Consider the following 19,407-nt stretch of genomic DNA (forward strand, 5'->3'; position numbering starts at 1 on the left):
TTTGCGCGGGGCGGGACACGAAGCTGGGGATAAGTCGCGCCTTCCTGCTTGGCAGCGCGGGCAATGTTCGCCAAAAGGGCGCCCGTGACTGTGAGCCTGACCCTTCCCCGCCCGGCAGCCTTTGCGCGCCTGCTTTCGCGGCCTGTCCAGATCATCATCGCGATCGGCATCGGCCTCGCCGCCGCCGCTCTTTTCGCGCAGATGGAGGGGGAGCGCGGCGTGCCGCCGATCGCCAGCGGCGGCGATTTCGAAGTGCGCGGGGTGAAGGTCGACGTCTTTGCCAAGGATGCCGATACGGCGCGCTACGCCGGCTGGCGCATGGCGCAGCGGCAGGCGTGGCGTATGCTGTGGACCCGCACCCATGGCGGGGGCGGCGCGCCGGCCCTGTCCGATTCGCAGCTCGAAGCCATGATTTCCGGCATCGAGGTGGAATATGAGCAGAACGGGCCCAACCGCTATGTCGCGACGCTGGGCATCCTGTTCGACCGCGCCCGCACCGGGCAGCTGCTGGGCGTCAGTGGCAATGTCATGCGATCGCCGCCGCTGCTGGTAATTCCGGTCATGTGGGACGGCGGATCGGCCGTTTCCTATGAGCGCACCAATGAATGGCAGAAGGCCTGGGCGCGCTATCGCACAGGGGACAGCGCGATCGACTATGTGCGCGTCGCCGGCTCCATCGCCGACCCCATCCTGTTGAACGCGGGCCAGATCGGCCGGCGCGGGCGCCTGTGGTGGCGCGTGCTGCTCGACCAATATGGTGCAGCGGACGTGGTGATCCCGATCGTGCGGCTGGAGCGCGCCTATCCCGGCGGCCCGGTCACGGCCACCTTCACTGCGCGCTACGGTCCCGACGACAGCCTGATCGGCAGCTTCTCGCTGCGCGCGTCCAACGACAGCGGCATCGCGCAGATGATGGACGAGGGCGCACGCCGGATCGATGAGCTGTATATTCGCGCGCTCAACGACGGCCGCCTGCGGCCCGACCCGTCGCTGATCATCGAGGAGCCGGTCGATCCCAATGCGCTGGCGATCGAAAATGCCGCCGAAGCACCGATCGAGGCGCTCGACCTGCCGACCGTGCCGACCGCCGGAACGACCAGTGTCTCTATCCAGTTCGACACGCCCGACGTGACTTCTGTCGGGGCGGGCGAATCGGCGGTGCGCGGGATTTCCGGTGTCCGATCGGCCGCGACGAGCAGCCTGGCGCTGGGCGGGACATCGGTGATGCAGGTCAGCTTCGACGGCCCGATCGACGTGCTGCGGACCGGATTGCAGGCGCGCGGCTATACCGTCACCGTCAACGGCAACACCCTGCGGATCACGCGGCGGCAGGCATCCCCGTCGCCGCAATGAGCCAGATCAGCCTGCCTTTCGAATGGCATGGTAGCGCTGGCGCGGGGGATTTCCTGGTCAGTGAGGCCAATCGCCTTGCCGTCGCCCATCTGGAACGCTGGCGCGACTGGCCGCTGTCGGTGAGCGTGCTGACCGGTCCGCCGCTGTCGGGGCGCTCGACGCTGGCCGGCCTGTTCGCGCAGATGAGCGGCGGCGAGATCATAGACGATGCCGAAGGGGCCAATGGGGGCGAGGATGAACATCGCCTGTTCCACGCCTGGAACGAAGCGCAGACCGCCCGTCGCCCGCTGCTGATGATCGGCCGGACGGCGCCTGACAGCTGGACCGTGGCACTGCCCGACCTGCGCTCGCGCCTTGCCGCCGCGCCCCATGTCGCGATCGAGGAGCCGGACGAGCCGCTGGCCCGCGCGCTCATCTGCCGTGCTTTCGACCTGGCCGGGGCCAGCTATGCGCCCGACGTGCCCGACTGGCTGCTGCGCCGGGTCGAGCATCGCTATGGCGCGATATCGGAGGTCACGCGGCTGCTAGACGTGGCGGCGCTGTCATCCGGTCGTAAGATTTCGGTCGCAATGGCGAAAGAGACTCTGCAATCGGTGGGCTTTTTGCCTATAGTCCCACCCGATCCTTCCAACGACCAGCGCGAGTAGTTCGTGGCCGAAGCCGATCCCATCGCCAGCCTGTCGCCCACCGGCGAACGCTATTTCAATCGTGAACTGTCGTGGCTGACCTTCAACCAGCGCGTGCTGGAGGAGGCGATGAACCGCGCCCATCCGCTGCTGGAACGGTTGCGCTTCCTGTCGATATCGGGCGCGAACCTGGACGAATTCTTCTCCGTCCGCGTCGCGGGTCTGAAGGGGCAGCAATTGCAGGATGTGGACATGCGCTCGGCTGACGGGCTGACCCCGGCGCAGCAACTGTCCGCCATCACCGACAGCACCGCGACCCTGATGCGCGCGCAGCAGAAGGTGTGGGGCGCGCTCCATGGCGAGCTGGTACAGGTCGGCATCGAGGTGATCGGCCCGTCCGCCGAGATGGATTCGGTCTGCGGCGCCTGGTTGCACGAACATTTCCTGACGCAGGTCTTCCCGATCCTGACGCCGCAGGCGCTGGACCCGGCGCACCCTTTCCCCTTCATCCCCAATCAGGGGCTGTCGATCATCTTCGACCTCGAACGGCTGTCGGACAAGCAGCCGATCCGCGAACTGGTGATGATCCCGTCCTCGCTCGCGCGCTTCGTGCGCATTCCCGGCGAACCTGCGCGCTACATGGCGCTGGAGGCCGTGATCCGGCGCTTTTCCGCCGATCTCTTCCCCGGTTATCGCGTCCGCAACAGCGGCGTGTTCCGGATCATCCGCGACAGCGATATCGAGATAGAGGAAGAGGCGGAGGATCTGGTCCGCTATTTCCGCAGCGCGATCAAGCGTCGCCGGCGCGGCCGCGTGATCCGCATGGAGATAGAGGAGCGTATTCCCGAGCCGGTCGAGGAAATGCTCCAGGACATGCTCCAGGGGCATGAGGCGAGCGTCGTCGAGGTGGAGGGCTTCATCGGCATTGGCGACCTCAGCGGCATCGTCGACACCGACCGTCCCGACCTGAAGTTCGAGCCTTATGCGCCGCGCTTCCCCGAACGCATCCGCGAATATGGCGGCGACTGTTTCGCCGCGATCCGCGCCAAGGACATCGTCGTCCACCATCCCTATGAGGCGTTCGACGTCGTCATTTCCTTCCTGAAGCAGGCGGCGTCCGACCCGGATGTGGTCGCGATCAAGCAGACGCTCTATCGCGCGGGCAAGCAGTCGGCGATCATCCGCGCGCTGATCGACGCGGCGGAGGCGGGCAAGTCCGTCACCGCCGTGGTCGAACTGAAGGCGCGGTTCGACGAGGAACAGAATCTCATGTGGGCCGATGCGCTGGAACGCGCGGGCGTGCAGGTGGTCTATGGCTTCATCGACTGGAAGACCCACGCCAAGATTTCGATGGTGATCCGGCGCGAGGGCGAGCAGTTCCGCAGCTACTGCCATTTCGGGACCGGCAATTATCATCCGGTGACGGCGCGCATATACACCGACCTCAGCTTCTTCACCGCCGACCCGGCCTATAGCCGCGACGCCGCCGCCCTGTTCAACTACATCACCGGCTATGTCGAACCGCAGCGGCTGGAAAAGCTGGTCATGTCGCCTCGCGACCTGCGCGATACGCTGTGCGCTGGCATCGATGCGGAGATCGAGCATGTCCGCGCCGGGCGGCCGGGGACCATCTGGGCCAAGATGAACAGCCTGGTCGACCCCGCGATCATCGAGAAACTCTATGCCGCCAGCAATGCGGGGGTGCAGATCGACCTCATCGTGCGTGGCATATGCTGCCTGCGGCCGGGCGTGCCGGGCATGTCGGAAAATATCCGGGTGAAGTCGGTCGTCGGCCGCTTCCTGGAACATAGCCGCATCACCGTCTTCGGCAACGGCAAGGCGCTGCCAAACAATGGCGCGAAGGTCTATATCAGTTCGGCCGACTGGATGCCGCGCAACTTCGACCGTCGCGTCGAATTTCTCGCTCCGGTCGAGAATGCGACCGTCCATGACCAGATTCTCGATCAGGTGATGGTTGCCAACCTGATCGACACCGAACAGAGCTGGTCGCTCGACAGCGACGGCCATTACACGCGGCTGGAGCCGGGCGAGAAGCCGTTCAACCTGCACCGCTACTTCATGACCAACCCGTCGCTGTCCGGGCGCGGCGCGGCATTCGACAATGAAGCGGTGCCGACCCTGCGCCTGCGCGGAAGGGCCTGAACCGCATGAATTCGATGCTGAGCCGGATTCGCGACGTCGCCGAACAGATGGTGACGTCACCCCAGCCGGCCCATGCACGCACCGCCATCATCGACATCGGCTCCAACAGCGTCCGCCTGGTCGTGTATGACGGGCCGCGCCGCATCCCTTTCATCCTTTTCAATGAAAAGGTGATGGCGGGTCTGGGCGCGTCGCTGGCGAAGACCGGCGCGATCGAGCCGGAAGCCATGGATCGCGGCTTGCGCGCAGTGGGGCGCTTCGCCCATCTGTGCCGCGCGATGAAGGTGACGGATATTCGCTGCGTCGCCACGGCTGCGGTACGCGATGCCACCAACGGCGCGGACTTCATCGCCCGCGCGAAGGATATGGGCCTGACCGTCGAACTGCTGACCGGCGCGCAGGAAGCGATCGGCGCGGCGATGGGTGTGCTGTCGGGCATTCCCAATGCGGACGGCATCGTCGGCGATCTGGGCGGGGGCAGCCTGGAACTGGCGCGGGTGCGCAAGGGCGCGGTCGAACAGACCATATCGCTGCCGCTGGGCGTGCTGCGCCTGCCGCAGATTCGCGCCAAGGGGCCGCGCGCGCTGGAGCGCTGCGTCGCCAAGATGCTGGACAAGGCCGGATGGAAGCCGGAGCCGGGCCTGCCCTTCTACCTGGTCGGCGGGTCGTGGCGCTCGCTCGCCCGCTTCGATATGCAGCTGACCTATTTCCCGCTGCCGGTGGTCCATCAATATGAGATGGACGCAGCCCGCGCCGAACAGTTGACGCGGATCGTGTCGCATGTCGATCGAACGAGGCTGAAACAAATTCCGGCGATGACCGGATCGCGTGTGCCGACCATGCCCGATGCGACGGCCTTGCTGTCAGTCGTGGTGCGGCAGCTGAAATCGAGCCGGCTGATCGTGTCGGCCTATGGCCTGCGCGAAGGCCTGCTCTACGAGGATCTGCCGGAGGATATTCGCGCCCACGATCCGCTGCTGGTCGCGGCGGAGGCGGAAGGGGAGGCGCAGGCGCGCTTCCGTGGTCATGGCGACCGCATCGACCGCTGGATCGCGCCGCTCTTTCCCGATGATGACGCCGCCGCGCGCCGTATCCGCCGTGCGGCTTGTCTGCTCGCCGATGTCAGTTGGCGCGCCAACCCGGACTTTCGTGCCGAACGGGGCGTGGAGATCGCGCTGCACAGCAACTGGGTCGGCATCACCGCCGCCGAGCGGGCGATGCTGGGGCAGGCGCTGCACACCCATTTCGGCGGTGGCATGACCGCGCCGCTGGAACTGGACCGCATCGCCAAGCCCGACGATCTGCGCCGTGCGACGTTGTGGGGACTGGCGATCCGGCTGGCGCAGCGCCTGTCGGGCGGTGTCGAGGGGCCGCTTGCCCTTTCCCGTCTGGAACGAGATGGCGACCGGATCGACCTGCATCTGCGTGGCGAGGATGCGGACCTCTATGGCGAGGCGGTGGAACGGCGCCTGCGCAATCTGGCCCAGGCGATGGGCGTCAAATATCAGATGCTGAACGGCTGATATCCGGCGGGGCGACTGGCAGGCCGCCCCTCCCTGGCTCATTTCTTCTCGACCAGTTCCTTCGTCAGGAAGGCGTGGAGCAGTGCGGCGCGAACGGCGTCCTCGGCATGGTCGGCGCCGACCGAATGGCCGCCTTCCAGATATTCATGATAATAGACGGTGCTGCCGGTCGCCTTCAGCTTAGCCGCCATCTTGCGGGCATGGCCCGGATGCACCCGGTCATCCTTGGTCGACAGGTAGAAGAAGGCTGGCGGGTAATGCACGCCCGGCTCCACATTCTGGTAGGGCGACCATTTGCCGAGGAACGCCCAATCCTCCGGCTTGTCGGGATCGCCATATTCCGCGACCCAGGATGCGCCCGCCGACATGTGCGAATAACGCTGCATATCTTCCAGCGGCGATCCGGCGATGACCGCGCCATAAAGGTCGGGCCGCTGCGTCATTGCCGCGCCGACCAGCACGCCGCCGTTGGAGCGGCCGGAAATGCCGATGCGCCCCTTGGTCGACACGCCGGTCTTCACCAGATCCTCGGCCACCGCCGCCAGATCGTCGAAGGCGTTCTGCCGCTTTTCGCGCAGCGCCGCCTGATGCCAGGTCGGGCCATATTCGCCGCCGCCCCGGATATTGGCGAGCACATAGGCATTGCCATCCTCCACCCAGAACAGGCCCAGCGGCCCGGCGCGATAGGGTTCGGTGGTGAGGTAGGTGGGCGTCTGCGCCGCGCGGAAGCCGCCATAGGCGTGGATGAAGGCCGGGACCGGTCCCGTCACGCCCTTCCTGCGCGCCAGGAAATAGGGGACGCGGGTGCCGTCCTTCGAGGTAGCGAAGCGCTGTTCGACGCTGAACCGGCTGGCGTCGAAGCGGGCGGGGAGTTGCTGGATGGTGCGCGCCGGGGTGGCGGCGCCCGCGACCATCAGGCTGGGCGGGGTCAGCATCCCTTCGACCGAGGCGAAGACCAGATCCTGCCTGTCCGCCGTGCCGGCCAGATGCACCGTCGCCTTGTCCGCCAGCGGCACGGCGCGGCTGGTCCAGCGGCCGCTGGCCGGGTCGCGCGTCATCGCCAGCAGCGCGCCGGAGACATTGTCGAGCTGCTTCACCCAGAGGACATGATCGCTGGCGCGCACTTCCTCGACTACAGTGGTCTTGGTCGGCTTCAGGATCAGCTGCGGTGCGCCGGCCTTTCCGGCGGCGACATCGGCGATCGGCCAGGAGACGAGCGATCCGGCGGGAATCTCGCCCAGCGGATCGTTCAGCAGCACGATCATCTGCCCTTCGATCAAGCCGCGCATGTCCGCCGTTTCCGGTACCGGCGTGCGGATCAGGCGGCCATTATCGTCCTCCAGATAGAGTTCGTTGCTGTAGAAGCTGAGACTGCGATCGATGAAGGCCCAGCGCCGGTCGCCATCCAGCTCTACGCGTGGGCGCACGGAAATGTCGCTGGCGATGCCTTCCCTGACCAAGGTGGCGGCGGCGAGCGGCGTACCGCGCCGCCATTTCTTCACGACGCGCGGATAGCCCGAATCGGTGAGGCTGCCCGCGCCATAATCGGTCGCGACCAGCAGCGTGTCCCTGTCGAGCCAGGCGACGTCGCTCTTGGCTTCAGGCAGGGTGAAGCCGCCTTCGACAAACTGCCCGGTCGTCAGGTCGAACTCGCGCACCACGTCGGCGTCCGTGCCGCCGGGACTGAGCGAGACGAGACAGCGGCGATAATCGGGGGCGAGGCAGTCCGCGCCGTGCCAGACCCAACTCTTGCCCTCCGCCTTGCCCAGAGCATCGACGTCGATGATCGTCTTCCACACCGGCTTGCCCGCGATATAGGAGGCCAGGTCGCTCGACCGCCACAGGCCGCGCGGATTCTTCGCGTCGCGCCAGAGGTTCGTGACCTGATCGCCCATGACCCGGTCGGGCAGGGCGATCTGGCTTTCATCGTCCAGGATGGCGCGGGCGCGGGCGCGATCCTTCTCGAAGGACGGCGCGGCGCGCAGCAGCCGATCGGTTTCGCCATTCCACTGCTGGACCTGGGCGATGGGCCTGGCGCCCTCGATATCCTCCAGCCAGAGATAGGGATCATCAGTGGCGGCCGGTGCGGCGGCGATCCAGGCGGGGGTGGAGGCCATGGCGATCGCCAGCAGGCCCGAGCGGAGCTTCGCGGGAAAGGTCATGTCACAGGCGATAGGCGAAACGGCACAGGATCGCCAAGCCCGATCGTAGGAAAGGACAGGTGGGTCGAAGCGGGCGGGCCTTGCCGTTCCCGTCAGCTTCATCTTTCCCAGCCGGCCGAAACCCGGTAAGGGCTGCCGATGACCACGACCCACGCGCCCATAAGCCGCTCTCTCTTCGTCTTTTCCATTCTCTATGGCGGCATGGTCTGCATGGCCGGCGTATTGGGGGTGAAGCAGGTGGCGCTTGGGCCGCTCGCGGTGGAAGCGGGCATCTTTGCCTTTCTGCTGCTGGTGATCCTGTCGAGCGCGGTGTCCGAACTGCATGGCCAGAAGACCGCGACCGCGCTGGTGCGGCTGGGCTTCGTGCCGCTGCTGGTGTCCGCCGCGCTGATCCATATCGTCATTGCGCTGCCGCACGATCCGGGCATGTATCCGCCAGCGGTCGATGCCTTCCCGATCGTCGTGGGACAGGGATCGCGCATGATGCTGGCGGGCCTCATCTCCTACGGCACGTCGCAGACGCTCAACGTCTTCATCTTCTCGAAGCTGGCGCGGGGCGAAGGCAAGCTGGTCTGGCTGCGCGGCATGATCGCCAGCGTCGTGTCGCAGATCGTCGACACTTTGCTGTTCATCACCATTTCCTTCCTTGGCGAACGGCCGATCATGGACCTGATGGTCGGGCAGATGATCACCAAGGTGATCCTGTCGATCATTCTCGTGCCGCCGCTCATCTCGCTGGCTGTCTCGCTGGGGCGCAAGCTCGATCGCTAACTTGCAGCGGGGGCCATAAGGCCGTATGCGCGCGCGCATGAACAGCAAGCACGCTCCCGATCCCGCGCTCCTCGCGAAGGCCGAAACCCTTGTCGAGGCGCTGCCCTATATGCAGCGATATGCGGGCAAGACGTTCGTCGTGAAATATGGCGGTCATGCCATGGGCGATCCTGAGGCGGCGCGCGACTTTGCCGAGGATGTCGTGCTGATGAAGGCGGTCGGCATCAATGTCGTCGTCGTCCATGGCGGCGGGCCGCAGATCGGCGCGATGCTCAAGAAGCTGGGCGTCGAATCGCAATTCGTCGGCGGCCTGCGCGTCACCGATGCCGAAACCGCCAAGATTGCCGAAATGGTGCTGGCCGGCTCCATCAACAAGGAAATTGTCGGCTGGATCGCCGGCGCGGGCGGGCGCGCAGTCGGCATTTCGGGCAAGGACGGCGGTCTCGTCCTGTGCGAAAAGGTGCTGGGCAAGCGCGAGGCGGACCCCAATTCGGGGATCGAGCGCAATGTCGATCTGGGCTTTGTCGGCGATCCCGTTTCGATCGACCGCCGCATTCTCGATACGCTGGCGCAGAATGGCATCATCCCGGTCGTCGCGCCGGTGGGCATCGGCACCGACGGCCATACCTATAATGTGAATGCCGACACGATGGCCGGTGCGATCGCGGCCGAATTGAAAGCATCGCGCTTCTTCCTGCTGACCGACGTCGCAGGCGTGCTCGACAAGCAGGGTCAGTTGCTGACCGACCTCGATCCCGACGCGATCCACGGGCTGGAAGCCGACGGCACGATCAGCGGCGGCATGATCCCCAAGCTCGAAACCTGCGTCCGTGCGATCGAGGGCGGGGTGGACGCCGCCGTCATCCTCGACGGCCGGGTGCCGCACGCGATGCTGCTGGAAATCTTTACCGACCGCGGCGCGGGCACCCTGGTGCGGAAGTAAGAAAATCTCCGTTCGCTTCGAGCGAAGTCGAGAAGCGGGAAGCGCCGTACCAGCGTTTCTCGACATGCTCGAAACGAACGGAGGTCTTTAGCGGATCAGTATCCTCGGATCACGCCAGGCGATCCGCTTTTCCGGCAGGGTCCGGCCATCGGGGCCGGGTTTGTCCAGATCTTCGACCTCCACGCCGCCGCGTGATGCATAGAAGCCGCGCGCGGCCATATTGGCGCTATAGCAGAACAGGAACAGCCCGGCCTCGGGCCAGCCTTCCATGCCCCAGCGGGCCGCTTCGCCGAGCAGCGCGGTGCCGATACCGCTTCCTTTAGCCGCAGGCAAAGCGTGGAGATTGTCGACATGCGTTCCCCAGCGCGCGTCGCCGCCACCGATCACGCAGGTGAAGCCGATCGCCTCTCCGTCCCGTTCCGCGATGATGATCCGCTGTCCCGGTCGGGGCGCTTCCAACCGCTGCGTCCAGGTCGCGAGGCGCTCGGCCTCGATCCCGCCATCCAGATAGGCCGGCTCCATGATATGGGCATAGGCGATGCGCCAGCTTGCGACATGGATGGCGGCGATCAGCGGGGCGTCGGCGGGTGTGGCGTCTCGAAAGTTCATACCAGCCCTATAGCGTGCCATCCCGGCAAGTCTGGACGAATTTGTCCTGTCGTTGGTGGATTTTGCGTCGCACCATGCTTGTGGCATGGGTGCAGCCTCGGCTAGAGCGACCGCAAGCATCCAAACGGAGACCCTTGTGTCCTACGCCCTTTATCAGATCATCGTCATCCTTCTGGACGTGCTGTGGTGGATCATCATCATCCAGGCGATCATGAGCTGGCTGATCGCCTTCAACGTCGTCAACATGGGCAATGACTTCGTCCGCACCGTGATGGTCGCGCTCGACCGGATGACCGCGCCCATCTACAATCCGATCCGCCGGGTCATGCCGGACCTTGGCGCACTCGACCTGTCGCCGATGGTCGTGCTGCTCGCCATCCTGATCATCCGCCAGGCTGTGTTGCCGCCGCTCTTCGGCATGGTGTGACCGTCTATGCGCAGTCCGGCGACGACCTGCTGCTCAGCATCCGGCTGACCCCCGGATCGGCGAAGGAGGAAATAGGCGGCGGCTGGACCGATGCGCATGGCGCGCACTGGCTGTCCGCCCGCGTCCGCGCTGTGCCGGAAAAGGGCAAGGCCAATGGTGCGCTGATCGCACTATTGGCGAAACAGCTGGATTGGTCGAAAGGCGCGATTTTGCTGGAATCGGGCGACACCAACCGGCTAAAGCGGTTGCGGATCATCGGCGGAGGCAGTGCGTTGGCGCGCTTGACCGCCCTCCTCGAAAACTGGGTAGAACAGACATGACCATCGGCAAGATCATCGACGGCAAGGCCTTCGCGGCAGGATTGCGCGACAAGGTGGCCGATCGGGTTGCGGCCTTCACGGAAACGGCGGGGCGCAAGCCGGGTCTGGCCGTGGTGCTGGTGGGCGAAGACCCGGCGAGCAGCGTCTATGTCCGCTCCAAGGGCAAGATGACCGTCGCGGTCGGCATGGACAGTTTCGAGTTCAAGCGCCCCGACAGCATCGGCGAGGACGATCTTCTCGACCTGATCGAGGAGCTGAACCATGACGAGCGCGTGGACGGCATATTGGTCCAGCTGCCGCTTCCGAAACATATCGACGAAGCGGCGGTGATCGGCGCAATCGACCCGACCAAGGATGTGGACGGATTCCATGTCGTCAACGCCGGCCGTCTCGCGACCGGGCAGGAGGCGCTGGTGCCCTGCACGCCGATGGGCTGCATCATGCTGCTGAAGGACGAGCTGGGCGACCTTAGCGGTATGGAGGCGGTCGTCGTCGGCCGCTCCAACATCGTGGGCAAGCCGATGGCGCAGCTGCTGCTGGCGGAAAACGCCACCGTCACCATCGCGCACAGCCGCACCCATGACCTCGCCAGCGTCGTCCATCGCGCCGACATCGTCGTCGCCGCCGTGGGCCGCGCCGAAATGGTCAAGGGCGAATGGATCAAGCCCGGCGCGACCGTGATCGACGTCGGCATCAACCGCGTCGCCGATACCGAGGAAGAGGGCAAGAGCCGCATCGTCGGCGACGTCGCCACGGCCGAGGCGCTGGCCCATGTCCGTGCCATCACGCCGGTGCCGGGCGGAGTCGGGCCGATGACGATCGCGGTGCTTCTGCGCAACACGCTGGTCGCCGCCCATGCCCGCGTCGGATTGCCCAAGCCGGAGGGGTTGTGACGGCGGCGCGGCTGGCGCTGCTGACATTCGGGGCGGTCGCGCTTGTCGCGGCGAAGCCGCCCCTGCGCTTCCAGCCCGATCCGAGTTCCGTGATCGCGGCGGAAATCGCCTTCAACCGGCTGGCGCAGGACAAGGGGCAGTGGACTGCCTTCCGCGAAACCGCCGCCGAGGATGCGGTGATGTTCGTGCCGCAGAAGGTGCTGGCGCAGGACTGGCTCCGGAAACAGGCTGATCCGCCGAAGTCGGTCAGCTGGTCGCCCTCGATCGTCTATGTGTCCTGCGACGGCAATCTGGCTGCCAGTACCGGCAACTGGAAACGGCCGGACGGATCGGTCGGCTATTTCACCACCCTGTGGCGCCGCGACAAGAAGGGCCGCTGGCATTGGATTCTCGACCATGGCGACACGCTTGCCACCCCGCGCGAGGCGCCGGAATTTCTGACCGGCAAGGTCGCGACCTGCAAGCGCGGCGCGCGTCCTGATGGCCCGCCGACGCCCCCTCCGGGCAGCAAGCCGGGCAAGGGCGACGTAGCGCCGCCGCCGGACGAAAGTCTGGTGTGGAGCGCCGATGTCGCCGCCGACAACAGCCGTCGCGTCACTGTGAAGATGTGGACCGGCACCGCCTATGAAACCGTGATCGACGATAAGGTGAACGCTGGATCATGACAGCCCTGTTCCTGTCCGCCTTCGTCACCCTGTTCGTGGTGATCGATCCGCCGGGTTGCGCCCCCATCTACGCCAGCCTGACCGCAGGCGCGAGCCAGGCGCAGCGCCGGGCGATGGCGATCCGCGCGGTCGGCATCGCCGCCGCGATCCTGCTGGTCTTCGCGCTGTGGGGCAAGCAGTTGCTGGGCGTGCTGGGCATCGCGCTCGACAGTTTCCGCATCGCGGGCGGCATCATGCTGTTCATGATCGCCATGGACATGGTGTTCGAAAAGCGCACCCAGCGGCGCGAGGAGCGGGCGGAAAAGATCAGCGCGGAAGAACCGCATGTGGAGGACGTGTCCGTCTTCCCCATGGCGATGCCGATGATTGCCGGGCCGGGATCGATCGCTACGGTCATGCTGCTGATGTCGCGCGCCAATGGCCTCGCCGAACGCGCCGTCGTGCTGGGCGCGGTGGTGCTGACGCTGGCGCTGATGCTGGGCGCGCTGCTGGCGGCGGGACCGCTGATGGCGATGCTGGGCCGCAGGATCGAGGCGGTCATCACCCGACTGCTCGGCGTGCTGCTCGCCGCGCTGGCGGCGCAGTTCGTGATCGACGGGATCAAGGCGAGCTTTTAGGGCGATTCCCAAGCGATCGGCATCGATCGCTGGTTAAGATCGCGGCCTGCAAAAGGCGCTCTAAGCCGCCCTGCGCGCCATCCGCGCGCGGGCGGTCAGGAACGGGCCGGTCGGGTCCAGCGAGGGGGCGAAGCGACCGAAACCGACAGGTTCCGGCATGTCGATATAGACTGCCTCCATCGCGCCGCTGCGGCTGTAGCTTTCGTGCCAGAAGCCCGCGCCATTATTCCCCTTGGCAAAATCGCGCCACCAGCCGGCATGGGGCATCGAACGGGTGAAGCGCTCCAGGCTGTCGAGGTCGCGCCAATATTGGCGGATGCCGACATGGTTGAGCGCGAAGAAAAACAGCTCATGCGCCAGCAGGCCTTCAGGCGGGTCGCGCTCGATCATGCGCAGCCCCTTCCCGATCCGCAGCAGCGCTGGCAGGCCGCGCAGGCGCGACACACGAAAACCGAGCAGGATCATGACGAGGTCGGGATAGGCGTCCAGATCGACCGATTGACGGACTTGCATGAGACGACTCCATGCTGTTTATGCTGTAAACATAGCGCGTGTTGATTACGGTGTAAACATACCATGACCCAGACCCAGACCCTGTCCCTGCATGATCGATTGGTGGACTGCTCCCTTTCTTTGCTGGAGGCGGGCGATGCTGATGTCAGCCTGCGCGCGGTCGCACGGGCGGCGCAGGTGTCGGCGATGGCGCCCTACCGCCACTTCGCCGACAAGGCGGCGCTGATGGCGGCGGTGGCGCTGCGCGGCTTCGCGATGCTGGAGGCAGAGGCGGTGCGTGCCGATTCGGCAGACGATGCGGCGGAGGCGCTGACGGGGCAGGGGTTGGCCTATATCGCCTTCGCGCGCCGTCATCCGGCGCTGTTCCGCCTGATGTTCGCCGATGGAGCAGGCAAGGAACTGCCGCACGACCAATGCCAGGGCGCCTATGCGCTGATGGCGGCGCGGGTGGCCGAACTGGTGCCGGCGGAGAGCGAAACGGGCGCGCTGGCCTGCTGGGGGCTGGTGCATGGCCTGGCGACTTTGGCGCTGGATGGCCGTCTGCCGCCCGATCCGGCAATGGAGCGGGCGGCGCTTGGGCTGCTGACGCGGGCGTTCACCACCCGCGTCTAGAGCGCGCTGCGTTAAATCCGAGGCAAGTCGCGCGATCTAAGTCTTTGTTATCGAATCGTTTTAAGCGCAAAAACCGGTTCCCCACTTTTGCGCACGATGCTCTGAGCGGAAAAATCAGCCCTTCACGTCGGCTTCGGTGACGGGCGCGATCTTGATTTCGACGCGGCGGTTGGACGCCTTGCCTTCCTCGGTCGCATTGGAGGCGATCGGCTGGCTCTCGCCATAGCCGCGCGTGCCGATGCGGGCCGACTGCACACCCTTCGTCACCAGATAACTGGCGACCGACTGAGCGCGGCGTTCCGACAAGGTCTGGTTGTAGGCGTCCGACCCGTCGCTGTCGGTATGGCCGTATACGTCGATATAGGTCTTGGGATATTGCGCCAGGACTGATGCGACATCGTTCAGCGTCGGCTGAAACTGCGGCTGCACGTCGGCCTTGTCATAGGCGAAGGTGATGCCCGACGGCATACGGAGCAGCAGATTGTCGCCGTCGCGAATGACGTCGACGCCGGTGCCGGCGGTTTCCTCGCGCAGCTTGCGCTCCTGCGCGTCCATATAGGCGCCGATGCCGGCACCCGCGACCGCGCCGATGCCCGCGCCCAGAATCTTTTCGGTGCGGTCGTTGCGGCCGCCGACCAGATCGCCCAGCAGATAGCCGCCCAGAGCGCCGCCAATGCCGCCGATCGCCGCCTTGGAAATGCTGCGCTGGCCCGTCTGCGGATCGGTGGTGCAGGCGGTGGTAGCGAACATCGCGGCCAGACCCGCGGCGCCGATGATGCGGTGAGAAATCCTCATTTATCCTGTTCCCTTGTTCTTCGCCGATCGAGGCGGATGCCCCTTCAATAACCAAGCGATGATCTTTGTTCCACAAGCGAACTGAACTCTTGCTGATCCTGATGTTGTGAAATTGAAAGATTAGCGTTTATAGGGGGACACTGACCACCATGGCCACGATCCCCCCTCCCAATCCGACGCCCTTTCCCTGGGTAGACCTCGTCATCATTCTGGTGCTTGTTGCGATCAATGGCGTCTTCGCCATGTCGGAACTGGCCATCGTGTCGGCCCGCAAGCCACGTTTGCAGGCGATGGAGAAGGCCGGACGCAGCGGCGCGCGTTCCGCGCTGGCGCTTGCAGCCGATCCCGGCAAGTTCCTGTCGACCGTCCAGATCGGCATCACCCTGATCGGCATCATTTCGGGCGCCTATTCCGGCGCCAGCCTGGGCGGACCGACCGGTGAGCGGCTGGAGGCGCTGGGCCTGTCGCCCAACACCGCCGAAAATCTCGGCTTCGCGCTGGTCATCGGCCTCACTACCTATGCCTCGCTGATAATCGGTGAACTGGTGCCCAAGCAATTCGCGCTGCGTCAGCCCGAACCGATCGCGGTTCTGGTGGCGACGCCGATGCTGTGGCTGGCGAAGCTGACCGCCCCGGTCGTCTGGGTGCTGGATGCGTCGAGCAGCCTGATCTTCAAGCTGATGGGCCTGACCCGCGAATCGGAAAGCCATGTCACCGCCGAGGAACTGCACCTGATCGTTGCGGAGGCGAGCAAGTCCGGCGTGATCGAGGAAAGCGAGCGGGCGATCATCTCGGGCGTCGTGCGGCTGGCCGACCGTCCGGTGCGCGAGGTGATGACCCAGCGCATGGATGTCGACTGGATCGATATCGGCGCTGATGAGGAAACGATCCGCGCCAAGCTGCTCGACACGCCGCACACCCGCCTGCCGGTGGGGCGCGGGTCGGTGGAGGATATCATCGGCATCGTCCAGGCGCGCGACATCATGACCGCGCTGTTCCGGGGCGAACCGCTGAATCTGGAAGTGCTGATGCGCAGGGCGGAGGTGGTCCCCGATCAGGTCGATGCGATGGATGCGCTCGAAGTGCTGCGCCGTTCCGATGTGCCGATGGTCATGGTCCATGACGAATATGGCCATTTCGAAGGGATCGTGACCCCGGCGGACCTGCTGTCCGCCATCGCCGGCCACTTCGCGTCGGACCGCGAGCCGTTCGACGATCCGGACGTCGTCGAGCGCGAGGATGGCAGCCTGCTGGTGTCGGGCCAGATGTCGATTGACCAGCTGGCCGATCGGATCGGCATCGACCTGTCGGAGGATCGCGACTATGCGACCGTCGCGGGCCATGTGCTGTGGCTGCTCAGGCGCCTGCCCGAAGTCGGCGACTATGCCGAAGACCAGAATTGGCGTTTCGAGATCGTCGACATGGACGGCCGCAAGATCGACAAGCTGCTGGTCGCGGCGCAGTAACAGCGGCACGAGGTCGGGACCGGCCAGAAACAGCCATTAATCCGACGTGATCCCGGCCCTGAGCCGGGATCCCGCTTCTTCTTCCAAGCCCAACCCTAAAAGCAGCCGGACCCCGGCTCAGGGCCGGGGTGACGAGCGTAGGGAATATCCGCAGTCCACCCACGATCGCGATTCACCCGCCCGGTTCGTGCCGGACAACCCTGACAGTCGCAGGTCCGGTTTTGGGCGGGAAAGCGGACCGGGTGGAACCGACCATTTTGTGCCGTCAGCGGCGATCTGCGCAATTCACGATTGCTGACATTCGACCAACGATGCAGTTTGGCCGAATGCAACACTCCTCAATCGTCGGATTCTTGTCAGGCATAGTGACACCTGAAATTCTAGCCGCAGAGATAGCTGCTGAGGTCGCGGCCTTTAGAGCATCTCTTGAGGCAACTGCACACGGGCATATCGTGATTTCTGACGGCCCGTTGTATCTCGTGACAAGGGACGGCGCGCGTAGGCTACTTGAGGCGGTCGCCAATGGGCAGTTGCCTTTCGACGCGGCGAACTACGTCGCAGATTGCATCGTCATGAATGATGACTTCGACTTCGCAGACGACGCTGTGCGGGATGCCATATACTTTGTGGAAGACGATAGCGGACGTTTTGTAGCAGGTGAGGGTGATTGGCGTCCGACACGCGACGAAACCCTTGCGGCGCTGGCACTGCTCGATTGAACGTCCGATTACATGGTTTCGATCACCGGAAGCAGACAGTCCCCTCTCCACCCTTTTCGTCATTCCCGCGACCCGAAGGGCAGCCGCAGGCCAACGCGGGAACCCATCTCCTGACGTCACCCCAAGCACAAGGCGGGGGAGATGGATCCCTGCCTGCGCGGGGATGACGGTTGGGAAAAGCCATCCCGCTAACCACCCAAACCCACCACCCTGTCCTACATGCCCCCAATCTGATATCCCGGCATCAGACGCTTACAGACCGACTGCCCGCGACATAAAATTTCCGACATTTGTTCTGAAATGTCGAAATCGGCGGGAGATGTGCGAAGTTAGGGACGCGATCTCCTATTTCGCTCAGTTCAGCATCGCCGCCAGCCTGGGCGTCATATATTCCTGCGCGCCCGCCTCGGTCCGCAGGACCAGTCGCGCTGCCAGGGCATGGCGGGTGGCGAGCGCCATGCCGTGCTCCGGTCCCATCACGGTGATCGCCGTCGCCCAGGCATCGGCCAGCATGGCGCTGTCATGCAGCACGGTGACGGACGCCACGCCTTCCGCGATCGGCGCACCGGCGGCGGGGTCGATGCTGTGGGAGAGGCGCGCGCCATCTTTCATGCGGAAACGGCGATAGTCGCCCGAAGTGGCGATGGCGAGGTTGCCGAGCGCGACCCGGAGCGTCGGCACGGTCAGGCCGGGCGGGGCTTCGACATCGACCCACCAGGGCTGGATATCGGGCTTGATCCCGTCGCCGCGCAGTTCGCCGCCAATCTCGACCAGGAAATTGGCGACGCCCAATGCGCGCAATTCTTCCGCGACGGCATCGACGGCAAAGCCCTTGGCGATACCCGAGAAATCGAGCGTTACATCGGCGAGGCGGCGGGCATGGCCGCGCTCGACCTCGATCCGCGTCCAGGGGGCGGCAATGGCATAGGGGGCAGGAGCGGTTGCAGCGGGGCCGAAGCCCCAGCGGTCGACCAGCCGGCCGATCGCGGGATCGAAAGCGCCACCGGAGAGGCGCGCCATGTCCAGTCCCGCGCGCAGCACCGTCAGCAGTTCCGTCGGCAGCGGCATCCATTCACCCACGGGCGCGCGGTTGAAGCGGCTGATGGCGCTGTCCGGCTCCCAGTTGCTCATCTGCTCGATGATGCGCGCCAGCACGGCCTCGATCGCTGCCGCGCAGCCTTCGGGCGGGGCCACGATCTGTGCCGACCAGCTGGTGCCCATGGTGGGGCCGCCATATGCGACGATAGCGCCCTGACGCTGCCGCCCGCCAAATTGATCGGGCGACAGGTCGGGCGCTATCGCGATGCGGATAGCGGGATGCCTGGCGTCGTTCAGGGCGCCAGCACTTCCAGCGTCGTGATGTAGGCGGCGCGGCGCTGCGGCGGGCCGGCGGGCGCTTCGGGACGCGGGGCCGGAGGCGCACCGGCACCGGGGCCGGCATTGGGGCCACCTTCACCGCCAGGACCACCGGGGCCGCCTTCGCGGCCGCCGCCGATGCTGGCGTTCAGCCAGTACATGCCCGGCTGCGGCCACTTGACCGACGCCTTGCCATCCTTGTCGGTGGTGAGGTCGATCTGGCCCAGCGCGTCGCGATAGCGGATGCCGCCGGGGATGACCGTAACCTTGAGGCCGGCGGCGGGCTTGCCGTCGAGCAGGAACTGGAAGGTCGCCGCCTCGCCCGACACCAGGTCGTTCGGGTGCGTGACAGGAACCAGTTCGATGCCCACGCCGGCCGGCTTGAAGACGGTCGTGGTGGGCGCGCCCAGCGTCACGAAAATCTCGTTGCGGTTGGACATTTCGGCGGTCTGTACGTCGGTCGCGCCGGCGGGGATGGCGGTGGCCAGCTTGTCCTTGGTGGTGCCGCGCGGCAACCGCTCGCGCTTGCCGTTCAGCATATAGCTGCCCATGATGCCGGTCGCCACATTGGCGATGCGATAGGTGCCGGGCTTGGTCAGATGCACGTCAAAGGTCGAGCGATAGCGGCCCTTGGCGGCATTCTCGATCTTGCCGACGCTGCCGTCAGGCTCGGTGACGGCGACATTGTCGGTCTGCATCGGGAAATGTTCGAAATAGAAAAGATCGTTGGAAATGGCGGCGTCCACCGTCACCCAGCTTTCATTGCCCGACAGGGTGGTGGCGGATGGCAGCATCCATGCGCGGTGCGCCTGCGCCGCGCCGGCGAGCGAAAGGGCGACGATCGCGCCCGCGATCAGGAACCTGGCTTTCATGG

Annotated in this window: 20 protein-coding genes; 14 read left to right on the forward strand and 6 right to left on the reverse strand. The window is 65.5% G+C overall.

Translation table 11 applies throughout. The features are described 5' to 3' along the window. Positions 1–63: 63 nt before the first annotated feature. Genes VMR39_RS08355 through VMR39_RS08370 form a run of 4 tightly spaced genes read left to right on the forward strand, consistent with a single transcriptional unit; the run spans position 64 to position 5,665 of the window. Positions 64–1,353 carry a heavy-metal-associated domain-containing protein gene (locus tag VMR39_RS08355; RefSeq protein WP_325415521.1) on the forward strand — a complete coding sequence of 430 codons (1,290 nt, stop codon included), beginning with the start codon at positions 64–66 and terminating at the stop codon, positions 1,351–1,353. After that, entirely contained in the window at positions 1,350–2,000 is a 651-nt protein-coding gene (locus VMR39_RS08360) for a chromosomal replication initiator DnaA (protein WP_325415522.1), read from the forward strand. The genes VMR39_RS08355 and VMR39_RS08360 overlap by 4 nt, the downstream gene beginning before the upstream one ends. Before the next feature lie 3 nt (positions 2,001–2,003). After that, on the forward strand, positions 2,004–4,142 hold the full coding sequence (locus tag VMR39_RS08365; protein ID WP_325415523.1) for an RNA degradosome polyphosphate kinase: 2,139 nt from the start codon (positions 2,004–2,006) through the stop codon (positions 4,140–4,142). Between the two features lie 5 nt (positions 4,143–4,147). After that, positions 4,148–5,665 (forward strand): Ppx/GppA family phosphatase, encoded by a 1,518-nt coding sequence (locus tag VMR39_RS08370; RefSeq protein WP_325415524.1) that lies wholly within the window; start codon positions 4,148–4,150, stop codon positions 5,663–5,665. A 38-nt stretch (positions 5,666–5,703) separates the two neighbouring features. Here VMR39_RS08370 and VMR39_RS08375 read toward each other — a convergent pair whose 3' ends face one another. Beyond that, complete coding sequence (locus tag VMR39_RS08375) at positions 5,704–7,827, reverse strand: prolyl oligopeptidase family serine peptidase (protein ID WP_325415525.1); 2,124 nt, start codon at positions 7,825–7,827, stop codon at positions 5,704–5,706. A gap of 138 nt (positions 7,828–7,965) precedes the next feature. On the opposite strand from VMR39_RS08375, the gene VMR39_RS08380 reads away from it, so the two are divergent. Together VMR39_RS08380 and argB are read left to right on the forward strand one after the other, a co-directional pair. Then, on the forward strand, positions 7,966–8,598 hold the full coding sequence (locus tag VMR39_RS08380) for a queuosine precursor transporter (protein ID WP_325415526.1): 633 nt from the start codon (positions 7,966–7,968) through the stop codon (positions 8,596–8,598). A 25-nt stretch (positions 8,599–8,623) separates the two neighbouring features. After that, positions 8,624–9,541, forward strand: a complete 918-nt coding sequence (gene argB / locus VMR39_RS08385; RefSeq protein ID WP_325415527.1) for an acetylglutamate kinase — start codon at positions 8,624–8,626, stop codon at positions 9,539–9,541. 87 nt (positions 9,542–9,628) lie between these two features. Here argB and VMR39_RS08390 read toward each other — a convergent pair whose 3' ends face one another. Then, positions 9,629–10,150: a GNAT family N-acetyltransferase gene (locus VMR39_RS08390; RefSeq protein WP_325415528.1), complete on the reverse strand. Its 522-nt coding sequence runs from the start codon at positions 10,148–10,150 to the stop codon at positions 9,629–9,631. 136 nt (positions 10,151–10,286) lie between these two features. On the opposite strand from VMR39_RS08390, the gene VMR39_RS08395 reads away from it, so the two are divergent. From VMR39_RS08395 to VMR39_RS08415, 5 genes are read left to right on the forward strand one after another with little or no spacing between them, the layout of a single operon-like run. Next, positions 10,287–10,577, forward strand: coding sequence for a YggT family protein (locus VMR39_RS08395; RefSeq protein ID WP_325415529.1), 291 nt, complete (start codon positions 10,287–10,289; stop codon positions 10,575–10,577). Next, positions 10,574–10,897: a DUF167 family protein gene (locus VMR39_RS08400; RefSeq protein WP_325415530.1), complete on the forward strand. Its 324-nt coding sequence runs from the start codon at positions 10,574–10,576 to the stop codon at positions 10,895–10,897. Before VMR39_RS08395 ends, VMR39_RS08400 begins: the two co-directional genes overlap by 4 nt. Continuing rightward, positions 10,894–11,790, forward strand: a complete 897-nt coding sequence (folD, locus tag VMR39_RS08405) for a bifunctional methylenetetrahydrofolate dehydrogenase/methenyltetrahydrofolate cyclohydrolase FolD (protein WP_325415531.1) — start codon at positions 10,894–10,896, stop codon at positions 11,788–11,790. Before VMR39_RS08400 ends, folD begins: the two co-directional genes overlap by 4 nt. Beyond that, entirely contained in the window at positions 11,787–12,455 is a 669-nt protein-coding gene (locus VMR39_RS08410; protein WP_325415533.1) for a hypothetical protein, read from the forward strand. The genes folD and VMR39_RS08410 overlap by 4 nt, the downstream gene beginning before the upstream one ends. Next, on the forward strand, positions 12,452–13,072 hold the full coding sequence (locus VMR39_RS08415) for a MarC family protein (protein ID WP_325415534.1): 621 nt from the start codon (positions 12,452–12,454) through the stop codon (positions 13,070–13,072). Before VMR39_RS08410 ends, VMR39_RS08415 begins: the two co-directional genes overlap by 4 nt. 60 nt (positions 13,073–13,132) lie before the next feature. Here the strand turns inward: VMR39_RS08415 and VMR39_RS08420 are convergent, their stop codons facing one another. Further along, on the reverse strand, positions 13,133–13,585 hold the full coding sequence (locus VMR39_RS08420; protein ID WP_325415535.1) for a monooxygenase family protein: 453 nt from the start codon (positions 13,583–13,585) through the stop codon (positions 13,133–13,135). A 63-nt stretch (positions 13,586–13,648) separates the two neighbouring features. Between VMR39_RS08420 and VMR39_RS08425 the strand changes: the two genes are divergently transcribed. Continuing rightward, positions 13,649–14,197 carry a TetR-like C-terminal domain-containing protein gene (locus VMR39_RS08425; RefSeq protein WP_325415536.1) on the forward strand — a complete coding sequence of 183 codons (549 nt, stop codon included), beginning with the start codon at positions 13,649–13,651 and terminating at the stop codon, positions 14,195–14,197. Positions 14,198–14,311: 114 nt separating this feature from the next. On the opposite strand, the gene VMR39_RS08430 is transcribed toward VMR39_RS08425, so the two are convergent. Further along, positions 14,312–14,992 carry an OmpA family protein gene (locus VMR39_RS08430; RefSeq protein ID WP_325415537.1) on the reverse strand — a complete coding sequence of 227 codons (681 nt, stop codon included), beginning with the start codon at positions 14,990–14,992 and terminating at the stop codon, positions 14,312–14,314. Positions 14,993–15,141: 149 nt separating this feature from the next. Between VMR39_RS08430 and VMR39_RS08435 the strand changes: the two genes are divergently transcribed. Beyond that, positions 15,142–16,458 carry a hemolysin family protein gene (locus VMR39_RS08435; RefSeq protein WP_325415538.1) on the forward strand — a complete coding sequence of 439 codons (1,317 nt, stop codon included), beginning with the start codon at positions 15,142–15,144 and terminating at the stop codon, positions 16,456–16,458. Between the two features lie 242 nt (positions 16,459–16,700). Continuing rightward, positions 16,701–17,177 (forward strand): hypothetical protein, encoded by a 477-nt coding sequence (locus VMR39_RS08440; RefSeq protein WP_325415539.1) that lies wholly within the window; start codon positions 16,701–16,703, stop codon positions 17,175–17,177. A gap of 354 nt (positions 17,178–17,531) precedes the next feature. Here the strand turns inward: VMR39_RS08440 and VMR39_RS08445 are convergent, their stop codons facing one another. Further along, positions 17,532–18,398: an FAD:protein FMN transferase gene (locus VMR39_RS08445; RefSeq protein ID WP_325415540.1), complete on the reverse strand. Its 867-nt coding sequence runs from the start codon at positions 18,396–18,398 to the stop codon at positions 17,532–17,534. Positions 18,399–18,508: 110 nt separating this feature from the next. Next, positions 18,509–19,405 (reverse strand): DUF4198 domain-containing protein, encoded by an 897-nt coding sequence (locus VMR39_RS08450; RefSeq protein ID WP_325415542.1) that lies wholly within the window; start codon positions 19,403–19,405, stop codon positions 18,509–18,511. Between the last annotated feature and the right edge of the window lie 2 nt (positions 19,406–19,407).

The organism is Sphingobium sp. (assembly GCF_035511395.1).
Taxonomy (GTDB): Bacteria; Pseudomonadota; Alphaproteobacteria; order Sphingomonadales; family Sphingomonadaceae; genus Sphingobium.

Bases quoted from the DNA above. Each gene is read 5' to 3' on its own strand.
- VMR39_RS08355 (WP_325415521.1), top strand. From the start codon at position 64: ATGTTCGCCAAAAGGGCGCCCGTGACTGTGAGCCTGACCCTTCCCCGC.
- VMR39_RS08360 (WP_325415522.1), top strand. From the start codon at position 1,350: ATGAGCCAGATCAGCCTGCCTTTCGAATGGCATGGTAGCGCTGGCGCG.
- VMR39_RS08370 (WP_325415524.1), top strand. From the start codon at position 4,148: ATGAATTCGATGCTGAGCCGGATTCGCGACGTCGCCGAACAGATGGTG.
- VMR39_RS08375 (WP_325415525.1), bottom strand. From the start codon at position 7,827: ATGACCTTTCCCGCGAAGCTCCGCTCGGGCCTGCTGGCGATCGCCATG.
- VMR39_RS08380 (WP_325415526.1), top strand. From the start codon at position 7,966: ATGACCACGACCCACGCGCCCATAAGCCGCTCTCTCTTCGTCTTTTCC.
- argB (WP_325415527.1), top strand. From the start codon at position 8,624: ATGCGCGCGCGCATGAACAGCAAGCACGCTCCCGATCCCGCGCTCCTC.
- VMR39_RS08390 (WP_325415528.1), bottom strand. From the start codon at position 10,150: ATGAACTTTCGAGACGCCACACCCGCCGACGCCCCGCTGATCGCCGCC.
- folD (WP_325415531.1), top strand. From the start codon at position 10,894: ATGACCATCGGCAAGATCATCGACGGCAAGGCCTTCGCGGCAGGATTG.
- VMR39_RS08415 (WP_325415534.1), top strand. From the start codon at position 12,452: ATGACAGCCCTGTTCCTGTCCGCCTTCGTCACCCTGTTCGTGGTGATC.
- VMR39_RS08420 (WP_325415535.1), bottom strand. From the start codon at position 13,585: ATGCAAGTCCGTCAATCGGTCGATCTGGACGCCTATCCCGACCTCGTC.
- VMR39_RS08425 (WP_325415536.1), top strand. From the start codon at position 13,649: ATGACCCAGACCCAGACCCTGTCCCTGCATGATCGATTGGTGGACTGC.
- VMR39_RS08430 (WP_325415537.1), bottom strand. From the start codon at position 14,992: ATGAGGATTTCTCACCGCATCATCGGCGCCGCGGGTCTGGCCGCGATG.
- VMR39_RS08435 (WP_325415538.1), top strand. From the start codon at position 15,142: ATGGCCACGATCCCCCCTCCCAATCCGACGCCCTTTCCCTGGGTAGAC.
- VMR39_RS08445 (WP_325415540.1), bottom strand. From the start codon at position 18,398: ATGGGCACCAGCTGGTCGGCACAGATCGTGGCCCCGCCCGAAGGCTGC.
- VMR39_RS08450 (WP_325415542.1), bottom strand. From the start codon at position 19,405: ATGAAAGCCAGGTTCCTGATCGCGGGCGCGATCGTCGCCCTTTCGCTC.